Origin of the sequence: Sphingomonas sp. LR55, assembly GCF_036856015.1 — a bacterium.
GTDB lineage: Bacteria > Pseudomonadota > Alphaproteobacteria > Sphingomonadales > Sphingomonadaceae > Sphingomonas.
The window spans coordinates 2,365,046-2,381,352 of the sequence record NZ_JASPFO010000001.1; the positions used below are offsets into that span (position 1 = coordinate 2,365,046).

General features: G+C 66.4%; 10 protein-coding genes and 3 pseudogenes. 1 reads left to right on the forward strand and 12 read right to left on the reverse strand.

What is annotated here, in order from left to right:
- Positions 1-9: 9 nt before the first annotated feature.
- The 6 genes and pseudogenes from ftsH to ruvB all read right to left on the reverse strand — a co-directional run bounded on the left by ftsH (position 10) and on the right by ruvB (position 8,908).
- Positions 10-1,998: an ATP-dependent zinc metalloprotease FtsH gene (ftsH, locus tag QP181_RS11295; RefSeq protein WP_333928566.1), complete on the reverse strand. Its 1,989-nt coding sequence runs from the start codon at positions 1,996-1,998 to the stop codon at positions 10-12.
- A gap of 95 nt (positions 1,999-2,093) precedes the next feature.
- Entirely contained in the window at positions 2,094-3,056 is a 963-nt protein-coding gene (gene tilS / locus QP181_RS11300; protein WP_333928567.1) for a tRNA lysidine(34) synthetase TilS, read from the reverse strand.
- 178 nt (positions 3,057-3,234) lie between these two features.
- Positions 3,235-4,170, reverse strand: a complete 936-nt coding sequence (locus QP181_RS11305) for a tetratricopeptide repeat protein (RefSeq protein WP_333928568.1) — start codon at positions 4,168-4,170, stop codon at positions 3,235-3,237.
- A gap of 94 nt (positions 4,171-4,264) precedes the next feature.
- Positions 4,265-5,233: a helix-turn-helix domain-containing protein gene (locus QP181_RS11310; protein ID WP_333928569.1), complete on the reverse strand. Its 969-nt coding sequence runs from the start codon at positions 5,231-5,233 to the stop codon at positions 4,265-4,267.
- A gap of 108 nt (positions 5,234-5,341) precedes the next feature.
- Positions 5,342-7,613, reverse strand: a pseudogene (gene ptsP / locus QP181_RS11315) (phosphoenolpyruvate--protein phosphotransferase).
- Positions 7,614-7,883: 270 nt separating this feature from the next.
- Positions 7,884-8,908 (reverse strand): annotated as a pseudogene (ruvB, locus tag QP181_RS11320) (Holliday junction branch migration DNA helicase RuvB).
- 54 nt (positions 8,909-8,962) lie between these two features.
- Between ruvB and QP181_RS11330 the strand changes: the two are divergent.
- Positions 8,963-9,870, forward strand: a pseudogene (locus tag QP181_RS11330) (2-hydroxyacid dehydrogenase).
- A gap of 149 nt (positions 9,871-10,019) precedes the next feature.
- Here QP181_RS11330 and ruvA read toward each other — a convergent pair.
- The 6 genes from ruvA to QP181_RS11360 form a co-directional block, all read right to left on the reverse strand.
- The gene (ruvA, locus tag QP181_RS11335; RefSeq protein ID WP_333923239.1) at positions 10,020-10,619 is read right to left on the reverse strand and encodes a Holliday junction branch migration protein RuvA; all 600 of its coding nucleotides are present in this window, start codon (positions 10,617-10,619) and stop codon (positions 10,020-10,022) included.
- Positions 10,620-10,677: 58 nt separating this feature from the next.
- A complete protein-coding gene (locus QP181_RS11340; protein WP_333928574.1) occupies positions 10,678-11,634 on the reverse strand; it encodes an alginate O-acetyltransferase AlgX-related protein in 957 nt (318 codons plus the stop codon).
- Entirely contained in the window at positions 11,631-11,843 is a 213-nt protein-coding gene (locus QP181_RS11345) for a hypothetical protein (protein WP_333928575.1), read from the reverse strand. The genes QP181_RS11340 and QP181_RS11345 overlap by 4 nt, the downstream gene beginning before the upstream one ends.
- A 54-nt stretch (positions 11,844-11,897) precedes the next feature.
- Positions 11,898-13,550: an AMP-binding protein gene (locus QP181_RS11350; protein ID WP_333928576.1), complete on the reverse strand. Its 1,653-nt coding sequence runs from the start codon at positions 13,548-13,550 to the stop codon at positions 11,898-11,900.
- Entirely contained in the window at positions 13,547-14,521 is a 975-nt protein-coding gene (locus QP181_RS11355) for a polysaccharide pyruvyl transferase family protein (protein WP_333928577.1), read from the reverse strand. Before QP181_RS11355 ends, QP181_RS11350 begins: the two co-directional genes overlap by 4 nt.
- 290 nt (positions 14,522-14,811) lie before the next feature.
- Positions 14,812-16,302: a BNR repeat-containing protein gene (locus QP181_RS11360; RefSeq protein ID WP_333928578.1), complete on the reverse strand. Its 1,491-nt coding sequence runs from the start codon at positions 16,300-16,302 to the stop codon at positions 14,812-14,814.
- Positions 16,303-16,307: the final 5 nt, after the last annotated feature.

Here is a 16,307-nt window from a genome sequence, read left to right on the forward strand (position 1 = left end):
TGAACCGGATCACGCCCCCAAAGGGGTTGGCGTACCGAACGGACCAGACGGACGCCGCGTCTTCGGGATCGACGTACCCGCACGCGGGACGGTCGACGCCTTGGCACCCGGATCCGGACGATCGAGATCCTCGCCGGCGATCAGCTTCTTGATCTCGTCGCCAGTCAGCGTCTCGAATTCGAGCAACGCACCGGCCACGGTGTGGAGCTGGTCGACATGATCGCTCAGCACCTGCTTGGCGCGGTCGAGACCACCTTCGACGATCCGCTTGATCTCGTCGTCGATCAACTGCGCGGTCTGGTTCGACATGCGCGACGGACGGCTCGACGAATATCCAAGGAACGACTCACCCTCGGGCTCGCCATATTCGAGCGGGCCGACCTTGTCCGACATGCCCCAGCGCGTGACCATGTCGCGTGCCAGACCCGTGGCGTACTGGATGTCGCCCGAGGCTCCGCTCGAAACCTTGTCGTAGCCGAAGATGACTTCCTCAGCTACGCGACCACCCATAGAGACCGCGAGGTTCGCGTACATCTTGTCGCGGTGATAGCTGTACGAGTCGCGCTCGGGCAGACGCATGACCATGCCCAGCGCACGACCGCGCGGAATGATCGTCGCCTTGTGGATCGGATCCGACGCAGCCTCGTGCATCGCTACGACGGCATGACCGGCCTCGTGATACGCGGTCATCCGCTTCTCGTCGTCGGTCATGACCATGCTGCGCCGCTCTGCGCCCATCATGACCTTGTCCTTGGCCTCCTCGAACTCGGCCATCGCCACCAGACGCTTGCCCTTGCGCGCGGCGTGGAGAGCAGCCTCGTTGACGAGGTTGGCGAGATCGGCGCCCGAGAAGCCCGGCGTACCGCGTGCGATCACGCGAGCATCGACGTCGGGGGCGAGCGGCACCTTCTTCATGTGGACTTCGAGAATCTTGATGCGACCCTCGATATCCGGACGCGGCACGGTGACCTGGCGATCGAAGCGGCCCGGACGCAACAGCGCAGGGTCGAGCACATCGGGACGGTTGGTTGCGGCGATGATGATGATGCCTTCGTTCGCCTCGAAGCCGTCCATCTCGACCAGCAGCTGGTTCAGCGTCTGCTCGCGCTCGTCGTTGCCGTTGCCGAGACCGGCACCACGATGGCGACCGACCGCGTCGATCTCGTCGATGAAGACGATGCACGGTGCGGACTTCTTGGCTTGCTCGAACATGTCGCGGACGCGGCTCGCGCCGACGCCGACGAACATCTCGACGAAGTCGGAGCCCGAGATCGTGAAGAACGGCACGCCAGCCTCACCCGCGATCGCGCGGGCGAGCAACGTCTTGCCGGTACCGGGCGAACCGACCAGCAAGGCGCCCTTGGGAATCTTGCCGCCAAGGCGTGCGAACTTGGTCGGGTCCTTCAGGAACTCGACGATCTCCTCAAGCTCCTCGCGAGCCTCGTCGATGCCGGCGACATCCTGGAAGGTGACCTTACCCTCCTTCTGCGTCAGCATCTTCGCGCGCGACTTACCGAAGCCCATCGCGCCGGAGCCCGAGTTTTTCTGCATCTGCTTCAGCACGAAGAACGCGATGCCGAGGAACAGCAGGAACGGCAGCGACTGATAGAGCAGCAGCGCCAGCATCGACGGGCCCTCTTCGGGCTTCGCGCTGATCGATACGCCCTTCTCGCGCAGCTTCGGCACGAGCGTCGAATCCTGAATCGGATACGCCTTGAACTTCTCACCCGAGGACAATGTCCCCGAGATGATATCGCGCGAGATGTTGACGTCCTTGACGGTGCCCTCGTCGACCTTATCGAGGAATGCCGAATACGCGATCGTATTGCCGCCCGACGCCGCCGTGCGGCCGTCGAACATGGTCACGAACAGAGCCAGCGCGAGCAGGATGCCGACCCAGATCAGCAGGCTTTTCATCCAAGGATTGCCGCCGCCGTTTTCGGGGCCACCGTTTCCGGGGCCCTGGGGCTTCTGACCGCGGTTGTCGTTGTCGCTCATGGGTGCACGATACCTTTCAGCGCACAAGATAAGCGCGCGCAGGTTAATGGCAATGGAACAACGCGCGACTTGCGTTGATCAGTGTGAACGGACGGCTATGTGATCCGTCGCGGTGGCGCCTCGCGGAAGCGCCAGACGTCGCCGCGGACGCTGGCGATGATCCCGGCCTGCGTGGTGCGCTTGCCCGCCGTCAGCGAGTCGAGCAGCTTCTCGATGTTCGCGGCCTCGGTCCATTCGGGCGCGACGATGCCCGCCTCGGCGCGGACGGTGCCAATCGCACGACGAGCGAGGCGGCGGAGGATTTCGCGCGGCAGTTTCTCAACCGCGAGCTTCACTTCGCCGCCGCCGACCTTGGCGCGCTCGGTCCAGATCCATTCGACCATCGCGCGGACGTCGGTGTCCGTTTCGGCGAGGGCTGCCGCGGCGCGCGCCAGATTGGGCGTGCCGAGCCATTCGTTCTCGCCGAGCAACCGGCGGAAGCGGGTACGGTCGTGACGATCGTCATGGTTCGAGGGGTCATCGAAGAACGGCACTTCCGCACGCCGCACGATCGCGCGGAGTTCGGCACGGCGCCAGTCGAGCAGCGGGCGGACGACGATGACACCGTGGACTTCGGTGCGCGCGCGGACCCCGGCGAGCCCGGCGAGACCGGAGCCGCGAGCGGCGCGCATGAGGAAGGTCTCGGCCTGGTCGTCGGCGTGGTGGCCAGTGACGAGCGCCCCTGCCCCGATCGCGCGGGCGTGGTCGGTCAGGAGGGCGTAGCGCGTGGTGCGGGCTTGTGCCTGGATGCTGGCGCCGGTGATCGGTTCGGTGGGCGCTAGCGTGGCGTGGGGAATGCCGAGGGTGGCGCAATGCGCGGCGACCATGGCGGATTCTTCCACCGCTTCGGGGCGGAGGCGGTGGTCGATGCTGGCTACGGTGAAACCGGGGAGCGCTTCGTGCGCAAGCGTAAGCATCGCCATGCTGTCGGGGCCGCCGGAGACGGCGAACAGCGGGTTGACGATGTCGCTTGCCAGTCGCGCGAAGTCGGCGGCGAAGCGACGTCCTTCTTCGGTCATGCGGTGGGGGCCGTGACGAGGATGCTGATCCTCCCCTGCAAGGGGAGGTGGCTGGCGCTTGCCAGACGGAGGGGTGATCCGCTCTCGATGGCGCGATACCCCTCCGTCAGTCCGACGGACTGCCACCTCCCCTTGCAGGGGAGGATTTCAGAGGGACCGGTATTCATCGAGGACCTGCTTACTTGCACTTCGCCGCGCTGCGCCCGGCGGCGACCTGCCCCTTCATCGCGGACGCCATCTTGGCGCCGTAAACGTCGTTCAGCTCGTCATACACCTTGCACGCATCCGCCGGCTTGTTGAGCTTGGTCAACGCCTGACCGAGGTACAGCAGGCTGTCCGGCGCGCGCTCGCCATCGGGCATCTTCTTGTAATTGTCGTAGAACGCCATCGACGCGAGGCTCGGCTTGCCCTCGTCCAGATACGACCGGCCGAGCAAATTCTGCGCATAACTGGCGCGCTTGCTCTTGGGGTATTCGGCGACGACCTTCTTCAGCTGGGCCTCGGCCTGCGGGTATTGCTTAGCGGCCCACAGGCGATAGCCGTACATATATTCGTCCTCCGCCGGATCGCCGGTCGAGGGCTTCTCGACCGACACCTTCGTCGGTGTCGCCGCGCCGGGCTTGCTCGCGGCTTCGGGACGCGTGGTCGGGCGTGATGGACCACTCGACTGCCCACCCGACTGATCATCGGATTCGATCGGGCCACCAGCCCCCGCCCCCGCCGCGATCGGCGCGGGGCCGGTCTCGAGCGTCTTCAGCCGCGCGTCGTTCGAGCGGCGGTAATTGTCGAACGCATCCTGCAACTGGCGGGTGCGGTTCTGGTTCTGCTCGATCTGCTCCGTCAGCGAGGTCATCTGTTGTTCGAGCGACGTGACGCGCTGGTTCACGTCGGCGAGCGCACTGGTCGCGGGCGATCCTGGTCCGGGGCCCTGTTCGCTCTGCGGCGCGCGGACTTCGGGCTGAAGCATCTGGCCCGCACCACCCGGGAAGACCTTGCGCTGGACCGCACGCATTTCGCTTTCGAGCTTGCCGACGCGGCCCTCGACATTTTGTGCCTGCACGGCAGCGGGCAACAGCGCCGCGAGGCAGACGCCGACCAGAATTGACTTACGCATGGGTCACACCCCCGGTGATTGGTTAATCGTCCGGGTATAGCTGCACTACCCCTCCTGTCGCCAGCCTTAAGACCTTGGCGCCGATCTGCCGCCGTTACGGATTGGGCGTTGCCGTAGCGGCGGGCGGCGGGTTGGCAGCCGCATCCAGGTTTGCGCGCTGCGTTTCGCTCAGTGCACGACGCGGTGTGCGGGGACGATTGGCGGTACGCGACCGCTCGGACGACCGCGTCGGCGTCGCTTCGGTCGCGGTCGGCGTGGCCTGAGGCGCGGGCGTGCCGGCAATCCGCGCGGCGATCGCCGGCGCACCCACGGACACGTCCTTGATCGCGCGTTCACCGGTGCCGAGCGCAGGGGCAGCGGCGCCATTGAGCGTCACCGCCAGCTTGTCCGCACGCCCGATGTTGATCATCGGGTCCTTAGCATCCTTGGGCACGTCGAACTTCTCACCCGGCTTCATCGTGCCGAGGTACAGCGTCTTGTTGTCGGCATCGTAGACGCGCATCCACACCTCGTCGGAAGCGGTCAGCGTGACCTGGCCGTTCGCGAGCGTGGCCGGCGCCGGCACCGGTTGCGCGGTTTGGGCTGCGGGGTTCGGTACAACTTCGGCAACCGGCGTCGCGGTCGACGAAGTGCTCGTGCCGCGGAACATGTCCGTGCCGTACCACAGCCCGACCAGCACCAGCACCGCGATCGCGAGCCCCAGCGCGACGATCGCCAGCCCGCGCGAGGGGACGCGCGACGGATCGGTCATTTCGTACGGTTCGTATTCGGGCTTCTTACTGCCCAGCTTGGCGACCTCGCCGCGGACGACGTTCGCGATATGCACCTCGTCGATGCCCATCGCGCGCGCATAGGCGCGGCTGAACCCGACCGCGTAGGTCGACGACGGCAGCGTGGAATAATCGGACGCCTCGATCGCCTCGAGGTGACGCAACGGCACGCGCGTGCGCGTCGCGATATCCGCGACGGTCAGGCCCTGCGCCTCGCGGGCTTTACGGAGAATGTCGCCAGCACGCTCTGGTTGAGCGGGTGCTGCGTTCTGGCCGGTTTCGACCTCGTCCATTCTTATCTCCGAGCGCGGGCGCGTAGCGTTGCCCGCCATGGCACCCGTCTTTCAGAGGCCCTTAGCCGTGTCAACGCACCGAACGTCTTAACCGCAGCTTTCCGCCGATCAGACGATTTCGACGCCGTTTTCGGTTGCCCAGTTGGTCAGCGCGCCGCGCATGTCGCGCGGAGGATCAGCCAGCAGTCCTGCCATGTATGCGGTGAGCGCGGCGCGATCGAGCGAGCGCGTCATCGCCTTGATCGGACCGACCGCGGCGGGGGTGATCGACAGCCGCTCGATCCCGAGCCCGATCAGCGCCATCGCCTCCAGCGGCCGCCCCCCATCTCGCCGCACACCGCCAGATCGACCTTCGCGTCCCGCGTCGGCGGCACCAGTCGCGCGATAAAGCGGAGAATCGACGGGCTGAGCCAGTCGTAGCGCTCGGCGAGCTTGGGATTGGCGCGATCGGCGGCAAACAGGAACTGCGTCAGATCGTTGGTACCGATCGACAGGAACTCGATCCGCGGCAGCAGCACGTCGAGCATCTCGGCCAGCGCCGGCACTTCGAGCATTGCGCCATAGCGGATCGCGAGCGGCAGCTTACGCCCCTGCCCTCCAGCCAATGACGCTGCGCCTCGAACAGCGCACGCGCCTCGTCGAATTCCCACGGCTCGCTGACCATCGGAAACATCACGTTGAGCGTACGCCCCGCCGCCGCTTCCAGCAGCGCGCGGGCCTGCACCTTCATCAACCCGTCGCGCTCCAGGCCGAGGCGCAGCGCGCGCCAGCCCATCGCCGGGTTCTCCTCGTCGGCATCCTCCTTGTTGAGATACGGCAGCGCCTTGTCGCCACCGATATCGACGGTGCGGAAGATCACCGGACGATCCCCCGCCGCGTCGAGCACCTCGCGGTACAGCCGGTGCTGGCGCTCGCGCTGCGGCAAGGTCGCGGAGACGAGGAACTGGAATTCAGTACGGAACAGGCCGATTCCGTCCGCGCCGGTGACGTCGAGCGCCGCCACGTCGTCGCGCAGGCCTGCGTTGACCATTAACGTCAAGCGGTGGCCGTCCTTGGTGATCGGCGGCACGTCGCGCAGCGCCGCGAACGCCGCCTTGCGCTTCTGGCGCATCGCGAGGCGGGCCTCGAACGCCTCCTCCATCGCCGCGGAGGGCCGCGCGAAGACGTTGCTTTCCGCGCTGTCGAGCAGCAGCATGTCGCCCTCCGCCACCAGCCGGCGGATGTCGCGGACGCGGCCGAGCACGGGCACGCCCATCGCGCGGGCGACGATCGTGACGTGCGCGGTCAGGGACCCCTCTTCGAGGATCACGCCCTTCAGGCGCCGCTTATCGTATTCGAGCAGTTCGGCCGGGCCGAGGTTGCGTGCGATCAGGATGGTGTCCTGGCGCAGGCCCATCTGCGCGGCGGTGCCCATCTGGCCCGAGACGATCCGGAGCAGCCGGTTCGACAGATCCTCCAGATCGTGCATCCGGTCGGCGAGCAGCGGATCGTCGATCTGGCGCATGCGCTGGCGGGTGCGCTGCTGGACGCGCTCGATCGCCGCCTCGGCGGTCAGGCCGGAGTCGATCGCCTCGTTGATGCGCCGCGCCCAACCCTCGTCATAGGCGAACATCTTGTAGGTCTGGAGCACCTCGACATGCTCGCCGCCGACGCCGAATTCGGCCTCGCGCGTCATCCGGTCGATGCCTTCGCGCATCTTGTCGAACGCCGCATAGACGCGGTGGCGCTCTGCGTCGGTGTCCTCGGCGACGGTATGCTCGATGTGGATACGCGGCTGGTGATAGACCGCGAAGCCCGCGCCCATGCCGTCGACGAGCTTCTGGCCGGGGATGCGCATCGCCGCGGTCGACTGCGGCCGATCCGCGCCGCCACCGGTGGTGTCGATGAGGCCGGCGTTGGCGATCAGTTCGGAGAGCACCATCGCGACCGTCTGCAACGCCTCGATCTCGACGTCGGCATATTTGCGACGATCGGTGTGCTGGACGGCCAGGACCCCCACGGAGCGCTCGCGGCGGATGATCGGGACGCCCGCAAAACTGTGGAAGCGGTCCTCGCCGGTCTCGGGCTTGTAGGCGAAATCGGGGTGGCTCGCGGCTTCGTCGAGGTTCAGCACCTCGACATCCTCGGCGATCGTGCCGACGAGGCCCTCGCCAAGCGCGAGCTTGGTGACATGGACCGCCGCCTGGTCGAGGCCGCGGGTCGCGAACAGTTCGAGCACACCTTCGCGCAACAGGTAGATCGAGCAAACTTCGCTGTCGATCGCGGTGGCGATGATGCCGACGACGGCGTTGAGCTTGGCTTGCGCGGACGTGCGCGAGGCCATCACGTCGTGAAGGCTGGTGAGGATTTCGCGGGCGGAGGCGGCGGCCGAAAGGGGCATTTGGATTGGCTATCAGATGAAGCGCTTGGGTGCCACGCAACAAAAGCAGTGTCGCACCCAAGTTCGATCGACCTCCGGGTGTGGTTTCTTACAAGGGAGCCGCGCTGCGGGTATCAGAGCCCCTACCCCCTACCCCCAATCCGTCATCCCAGCGAAAGCTGGGATATCCCCGTGGGACTCGCCGCCCCCTGGCGCCATCCAATCGGGAGACCCCAGCTTTCGCTGGGGTGACGAGTTTAGGCGGAAGCGATCAAGGGTCCGTCGACACTCCTACGCGTCGAACAGCCCGTCCTGGCTTCCCGCCGGCGGGTTAAGGCCCAGATGCTTCCACCCCCGCATTCAGGAACCGACCGCGCGCGGTCCGCGCGATCAGACCCAACTGAATCAGATATGGCTCGATCACCTCCTCGATCGTATCACGCGGCTCGCTCAGCCCCGCCGCCAGCGTCTCCACCCCGACCGGTCCCCCGCGATAAATATCCGCGATCATCATCAGATAGCGCCGATCCATCGCATCGAGCCCGAGCGAGATCGACCTCCAGCCGGTTGAGCGCCGCATCCGCCGCCCGCGCGTCGACCGTCTCGTGCCCCGCGACATTGGCGAAATCGCGCACGCGCCGGAGCAGCCGCCCGGCGATACGCGGCGTCCCCCGCGCACGCCGCGCGATCTCCATCGCGCCGTCCTTGGCGATCCCCAGCCCGAGCAGCCCCGCCGCGCGCGTGACGACCCGCTCCAGTTCCTCGACCGTATAGAATTGCAGCCGCACCGGGATGCCAAAGCGGTCCCTCAACGGCGTCGTCAGCAAGCCCTGCCTCGTCGTCGCGCCGATCAGCGTGAACCGCGGCAGGTCAATGCGGACGGAGCGCGCGGACGGTCCCTCGCCGATCATCAGGTCGAGCGCACGGTCCTCCATCGCCGGGTACAGCACTTCCTCGACCGCAGGCTGCAACCGGTGGATCTCGTCGATGAACAGCACGTCGCCGTCCTCAAGATTGGTTAGCAATGCGGCGAGATCGCCCGACTTGGCGATCACCGGCCCCGAGGTGGCGCGAAACCCGACCCCCATCTCGCGCGCGACGATCTGCGCGAGCGTGGTCTTGCCCAGCCCCGGTGGACCGAAGAACAGCACGTGATCGAGCGCATCGCCGCGCGATTTCGCCGCCTGGATGAAGATGCGCAGGTTCTCGCGTGCGGCCTTCTGCCCGACGAATTCGTCGAGCGTCTTGGGGCGCAGCGCGGCGTCGACGTCTTCGGGACGCTTGGCAGCGGTCAGGATGCGGTCTGTATCGGTCACCCACCCGCGATAGCGCGCTCGCGGTGAAGGGGGCAAGGCGGCTATGGGGTAGGCATGACCGACGAAACTGCGCATCCCGACCTGTATCTGCTGGGCGGAGTCTCGCCCGCGCTGGAGGTAACGCTTGCCGAGCGCTTCACGCTGCACCGCGAGGATCCGCCGGCGACGACGCGCGCGATCGTCGGGGTGGGAGCAGCGTGGTCGATGCGGCGCTGCTCGATCGCCTGCCCGCGCTGGAGATCATCGCGATCCACGGCGTCGGGTACGACGGGATCGACCTTGCTGCGGCCAAGGCGCGCGGCATCGCGGTGACGACGACGCCGGACGTGCTGACCGACGATGTCGCAGACCTCGCGATCGGACTGATGCTGGCGGTGCAGCGGCGGATCGTCGCGAACGACCGCGCGGTGCGCGACGGCGGGTGGCAGATCGATCTTTCTCGACGCGCCAGCGAGCGACGGATCGGCATCTTCGGGCTGGGCCGGATCGGCAAGGCGATCGCCAGGCGCGCCGCGCCGTTCGCGACCGAACTCCATTATACCGCACGCTCCGCCAAGCCGGATTTCGCAGGCGTGTTCCATGCCGACATCGCCTCGCTCGCGGCGGCGTGCGATGTGCTGATCATCGCCGCACCGGGTGGCGATGCGACGTCGCATATCGTGGACGCCCAGGTTCTCGCGGCGCTCGGCGAGGACGGCATCCTCATCAACATCGCTCGCGGTAGTCTGGTCGACCAACCTGCTTTGGTAGCGGCACTCGAAGACGGAACGATCGCCGGCGCCGGGCTCGACGTGTTCGCCGACGAACCTGCCGTTCCAGAAGCGCTCAAGACGATGGATCAGGTCGTCCTGTCACCCCATCAAGGCAGCGCGACCGTCGATGGCAGGGCTGCGATGGCGGCGTTGGTCATCGCGAACCTCGACGCGCATTTTGCCGGACGACCCCTGCCGAGTGCACTCTGAGACTGGGACTTTGGGAAACAAAGCCCCCCTTGCGTTCGCCCTGAGCGAAGTCGAAGGGTGTGCCCCAAGAGAAGGTGCTTCGACTTCGCTCAGCACGAACGGAAGGGGGAGTGAGACCAAGCTTAAGAACCAACCGAACGGGTCCGAAACTACGACTTAGACGCTTTCCGCAACGCCAGCCGCACGAGCGCATCGAGCGAAGCACCCGGCCCCAGATCCTCGTCCGCCGCCGCCACCGCGACGCTCGCTTCGTTCGGCCGAAAGCCGAGGTTGAGCAGCGCCGACACCGCATCCGCAGACGCCCCCGGCGCGGCATTGACCACCGCCGGTCCAAGCCCGAGCGCGATGCCGCCGACTTTGTCCTTCAATTCCATCACGATCCGCTGCGCGAGCTTGGGCCCTACGCCGTTCGCCCGCGCGACCATCGCCTTGTCGCCACTGGCGATCGCACGTGAGAGATCGACCGGCTCCAGCGCCGACAGGATCGCAAGCGCGACGCGCGCGCCGACCCCCTGCACGCCGGTCAGCAACCGGAACCAGTCGCGCTCGTCCGCGCTCGAAAATCCGACAAGCCGCTGGAAATCCTCGCCGACCAGCAATTCGGTGAACACCGTGCACGCCTCGCCGATCGGCCCCAGGGCCGACAGCGTCCGCGCCGAAGCGCCGACCAGATAGCCGACGCCGCCGACGTCGATCACGGCGTGGTCGATGCCGGTCGAGTCCAGCCGTCCTTTGAGATGCACGATCATTGCCGCGATCGGTAGAACATGGCGTGCGTCCCGTCATCCTCTCAAAATTCGCGGTCGCCTACGGGAGTCGATCGAACCCCGTATAGGCCTTCAGGTCGGCGGCGCTCGCGCCCGTCAGTTCGGCGAGCCCCGGTCCGGCCAGATCGTCGGGCAGATGCCGCCTGCCGTCACCGTCGAGCATGCCCAGGAATCGCTCGATGATCGTGACGATCACCACATCGGGCCGTTCGGAGCGCAGCAGGTCATATTGGAGGCTGTCCGAACTCATCACCACCAGTCGCGAAAAGGTCGGGATCAGATGCGGGATGATGTAGTTCGCGAACGAATCGCGGAACAGCACGCAGCGAGGCAGGCCTTGATCGCTGCTCTCGTAGATCGACACCGCGCCGCGCGCGAAAATCCTGTTCTCGAACACCCGCTGGAATGGTCGCGCGATCCGGTGATCGACGGTGGTGGCGATTTCGTCCTGTTCGGGTTCGAGCCGCACACCGAGATCGCCGATATGCGTCCGGTCGGCGAAGCTCAGATCGGTCTCGGCGATCCGGATCGGCAGCGACACCGACTCAGCCAGGCTATCCATCAGCAGGTTATACGCCAGGAACCCCGCGTAGAAGGTCCAGTGCGTGTCGGTCTTCAGATAGGTTTCGCGGAGGGCGCGCGCGTCGATCAACGGCTGCAACGGATAGGAGCACAGCGCGCGCGTCTCGGGATCGAGACTGTCCAGGATCTGCACTGCAGGGCGGTTGTCGGATAGCGCGAAACCGGGTGGCAGCTTGTCGGCATAGACGACGTGCTTTTCCGGAATGATCATCATCCGGAACGCGATATCGTTCGCCTTGCACCACGCCGCGCGCGTCTCGATGCTGTCGCGCCACACCGCGATCTCGCGAGGGCCGAGCGGCAGCGCGCCGGTGATCTGGTCGATCGCCTCATGGTCGCGGTGGAACAGATACCCGTCCGCGCCCTGGACGACGTCCGCCGCCAGCCGGGCGCGCGTGTCGCCGGCGATGCTCATGAGCCCGACCGGCTTTCGCGCGCTCCGTCATCGCGCCGACGCCGGACCAGGGCGATCAGCGCGCCGAGATCCTGCGCGCCGCTGCCGTCCGGTCCGAGATCGATATTGAAGTGCTTCTCGATCCGGATCAACAGCGTGGCGTGCGCCAGCGAGATCCCAGCCATCGACATCGTCGGCGGTAGTCGCCACGTCGACAGCTGTTGCCTCAATGCCGAAGGTCTTGGCAACGATCGCAAATATTCGCGCGCCAACATCGTCCTGGTTCATATCTCAGTGTGTCGACCCGCAAGGTATTTTACAATGTTTTCGGTACGACTGATCTTCCCCGACGTCGACTTTATCAGCCATCCCGGCGCGACTATCGAGATCGTCTTCGGAACCAGGCCCAGCAAATCAAGGAGTTGACTCTTCACCGCTCGGCGAAGCGCAAAATCTTCAATAGCCCCGCCATCCTCGACGGGGCCGCTGCGCTCCACGACGACATGGCAGGTTTCACTGCCGATCGCGTCTGCGAACAGCCCGAACGCGACCGCGCGTCCCGCCTTTACGCCGACGACGTCGTTCAGCACCTGCTCAATTTCATGCGCATAGAAATTCTTCCCGAGCAGGATGATCCGATCCGTCTTGCGGCCGAGCACGTACACCTCGCCCTCGTGGAGGAATCCGAGATCGCCGGTCCGGAACCAGCCGGCGTCGAAGCTCGCCGACGAGTCCTGCCGGTAATAGCCCGTGAAGACAAAATCGCCGCGCACCAGGATTTCGCCGATCGCGTCCGCCCCGTCGATCCGGACTTCGATGCCGTCGATCGGCGGCCCAGCGCTGCACAGGCTGATGCGATCGTCTCCGACGACGTCCAGCCGATGGCGTCGCAAGCCATCGGCCGAGACCGAGCATCGGCGTGCCGGTACGCCCGGTCGCGTCTGCGCGACGGCGAACACCGTTTCCGCCATCGCGTAACACGCTTGCACCTGCACGGCCGATACGCCCCACCGACCGAATGCTGCAATGAATCGGTCAACGCTGGCCGGCTTGCACGGTTCGGAACAATTGATGAAAGCACGGACCCGCGAAAGATCGACCCGCCGGCCGTCGACGGCAGCATTCGCCAAATGGTCGAACGCAAAATTGGGCAGCCAGACCAGCGTACCGTCGTGATCGGCGACCAGATCGAACAGCGAAAGCGGGTTCGACAGCCAGTCGAACGGATCGACGATCACCGCGCGCACCCCCGTCAGCAGCGGCATCAGCAACGTCGTGACGAAACCCATATCGTGATACAGCGGCAGCCACGAACAGATCACGTCGTCGCTGGTCAGGCCGATCGCCGCGGCATAGCTGGCGATATGGTGGCTTACCGCGCGAGACGTCAGCGTCACGCCCTTCTTCAGTCCGGTCGTGCCCGAACTATGCTGCAGACAACAGACCGCGTCCGGATGCCAGTCCCACGCGATCGGATCGCCGCCATCGGGTACTGCGTCCGCCGTGGTGAAGATCGCCAGCAGGTCTGCTGCTAACGCGTCGGCGAAGGTCGCGGCGTTGATCGTATCGGTGACGAGAATGCCGCCGCCGATATGCCGGAACAACCGGGTGTGGCTGTCCCAGAACCGCCCCGGATCCTGCTTGATCGACGGCAACGGCATCATCGCCGGAACGCAGCCGGCCAGGATCGCACCTACGAACGCATAGAGCAGGTCAGGTGACGATCGAAGCGCGATCAACACGACGGTGCCGGGCGCCGCGCCGGTGCGGCGATAGAGGTGCGCGTATCGCTGCCCTCCGTCCCACAGCATCGCGTGCGTCACGACCGCGTTTCCGCCGGCGCGCGCGAGGACGAACTGCACCGTCGACGGCGCGGCTTTGCAGCGCGCGATGAAACTCGCGAGCAGCCCGGCGGGTTCGCTGGGCCGCCGCGTCATCCGCACAGGGCCGACAGCCGCGCGCTGACGGCGATGTCATGCGCCTGCAACGCGGTGCGGAACGTCTTCGCGAGCGCGGCGCGGCGCGTGTCGAACGCTGCCCCCGCGTCGGCGGTCCAGGCGGTCGCGACGACCTCGCGCAGGTCGGATACCGGATCGTCATCGAAAGATCGCGACGGTATCGCCATCGTCTCGGCCATTTCGCGCGTGCGACTGTCGACATGCAGGACGACTCCCGGTCGCTCGGCCTGGATGGCGAGCGCCACGCCGTGAAACCGCGGTCCGATCGCATAATCATAGCGCCGCAGAAAGCTCATCCAGGTCTGGCTGTCGGTAAAGACGAAGGCACGCCGACGCCCCCACTCCACAACCTGCGCACCGTCGAGACCGGGCAGCAACCGCTGTGCGAGCAGCGCGAAATCGACGCTTTGGGTATCGGCAAGGTCCGACCGGGCCAGCGCGATCATCGTCTCGGGATGCTGAACGATATAGCAACCATCGTGACGATCCGCCGCGACGATCAGGCGGTGTTCGGGCGCCATGTCGGCATGGTGATGGTGCCCGGCCGCGATCGCCGGTCGCGTCCCGAGCCCTGCGGCGACCCGCGCCGCGATCCGCCCGCCCAGGTCTCTCATCGGCGACAGGAACAGCGACGGACAGCCGATGATCGTCGAGGCATAGCCGTTGCGAGCCAGGATCTCGGCCGTATACGCGCCGCGGACGAGCATGGCGGGTGCCGCGCCGGCGGCGGCCGCGACGACGTCCAACGCAGCGCGCGTGCCGTCCTTCAACCCGAGAGTCGCGCCAATACCCGGCGCCTGCGCACCAAGACCAACCAGCAGGACGGGCAACCCGAACGCCGCGAGACGTGCCGCCCACCCCGACAGGTCGACATGATCGCCAAGCTGATTGGCACACGCGACGACGAGAATATCGGCGTCAGCGCGGACGATTTCGGGGGCGTACTCCACGTAATCATGTGCGAGGCGGCCAACGACGCGACCAGCCCGTCGACATAGGCGACATTACCCGAATTGCCACCAAGCGCCTCGGTCAGCGTCGCGGCGTCGGCGATTGGGATACGTCCCGCGTCGCCCAGTTGCCGGATCGACAGGTTCGGCAAAATCGCGACACGGCGACGAGTCTTCGAGACAGTCATGGTAATCTTTCACAGCGAGGTCGAAGCCTGCGGTCACGCGTACATGCACACGCGCCGGCGCCGGATACGCGACATTGGCGCCAGCGGTCTGCCGCCCTAACTTTATGGGGTCTTCCCGGCGCTCCACAGCAAGGGCGCGGCGGGTGGGTCGCATGCGACGGGTGCGGTTCTCGAACAGGATCGAGGCTTGTCGCCATGCGCGACCTGGGCAAACCATCTGAGCGTGCCGACCTTCTGGCCATCGACCCCGTTTTCGAGGACGATCACCTGGCGCGTCGAGACGTCCTCCATCCCTTTGGGAAACGCGGGAGAGGCCACGGCGTTCGGCCTCGCACTGCCGGCGTCTCCTGCATCGGGTACCGTCGCGAGCGTCTGCAGGTCGAGCTGCACACGTCGTCGATCCCGACCGGCAAACGCAATGCGGACCCGCGCGGAATTCGGCTGCTGGTCGAGGATCCATACCGCCGGCAGATTGGGCAACGCGCCCTTCCCCGCGACGATCGACGGGGTTCGCGACATCGCGATCTCGCGGATGCGCCACCCGCCCCGGCCCGGACGTGCCGCCACGATCGCGGGTCCGTTCGCGGCGTCATAGCGGACCTTGCCCTTCGTCTCGGCATAGCGCGGATACAGGATCACCGGCGCGCCATCGGCTGCAAGCGCGAGGTCGAGCCGGTTGACGAGCCCGGCATCCTCACCGACGTTCTCGACCAAATCCATCGTATCGGGGCTCAGCGGTGCCGCAATCGGACGGCCGTTCGCCGTGAACCAGGTTTGGAAATTTTTGGTTCGTGCGTAGGATACCGCAAAATTCGACGCGACGTCGGGCGTTCGCCGCCACACGACCGCGACATGGACATAGCCGTCCGCGCCGGTCCTGAAAGTGCTCGGATACGCACTGACCGGACCCTTTCGGTCGCGATCGGCAAAGATCGACCCGATCCGCTGCCATCGCCCGTCCTGCCACCTGTTGAGCAACCAGCTGCCGTTTCCCGAGCCGCCGGTGCGGTACATGAAGACGAGGTTGCCGTTGCCGTCATGCAGGAACCGCGGATAGGTCGCGCGCAGTTCGTCGCGGCCGATCATCGATGCCGGGCGGATGCTGCCGACATCGCCGACGGTGCCGCGCGCATAGAACAACGGCGACGCATGCATATTGCCGACGACGTGCACCGTATCGTCGGGGGCGATCGCGACCGCGAGGCTGTTGTGCGCGTCCCACCCGGAGAACCGGGACGGCAGGCGTATCGAACAGGATACGCGCCGCAAGGGATCGAAGCGCGTGACGGTGGCCCAGCGGTCGGCGTCGAAATAGGCCGCGAAGATCTGCCCACGCGCGGTGGCTGCCGCGCCGATCGCGGTCCCCACCCCGGTCCATACCCGGTCGAGTTCGATCGCCCCGCCGCCCCGCCGCGCGTCGGCACTGACCTGCGAACAGCGCGGTTCGCCCGCTACGGGTTGCGCAGCGAGGTCGGGTGCCTGGCACCCCGCCAGCACGGCGATCGCGGTCCATAGGCTAAGGCCTATACGGCCGCGCTCGACCGCGGATGATCGGGCCGGGCATCTGAGCCACGCCGCCGAGAAACGGTTCACCCGAC

Bases quoted from the DNA above. Each gene is read 5' to 3' on its own strand.
- ftsH (WP_333928566.1), bottom strand. From the start codon at position 1,998: ATGAGCGACAACGACAACCGCGGTCAGAAGCCCCAGGGCCCCGGAAAC.
- QP181_RS11350 (WP_333928576.1), bottom strand. From the start codon at position 13,550: ATGACGCGGCGGCCCAGCGAACCCGCCGGGCTGCTCGCGAGTTTCATC.
- QP181_RS11310 (WP_333928569.1), bottom strand. From the start codon at position 5,233: ATGGACGAGGTCGAAACCGGCCAGAACGCAGCACCCGCTCAACCAGAG.
- QP181_RS11305 (WP_333928568.1), bottom strand. From the start codon at position 4,170: ATGCGTAAGTCAATTCTGGTCGGCGTCTGCCTCGCGGCGCTGTTGCCC.
- ruvA (WP_333923239.1), bottom strand. From the start codon at position 10,619: ATGATCGTGCATCTCAAAGGACGGCTGGACTCGACCGGCATCGACCAC.
- tilS (WP_333928567.1), bottom strand. From the start codon at position 3,056: ATGACCGAAGAAGGACGTCGCTTCGCCGCCGACTTCGCGCGACTGGCA.
- QP181_RS11340 (WP_333928574.1), bottom strand. From the start codon at position 11,634: ATGAGCATCGCCGGCGACACGCGCGCCCGGCTGGCGGCGGACGTCGTC.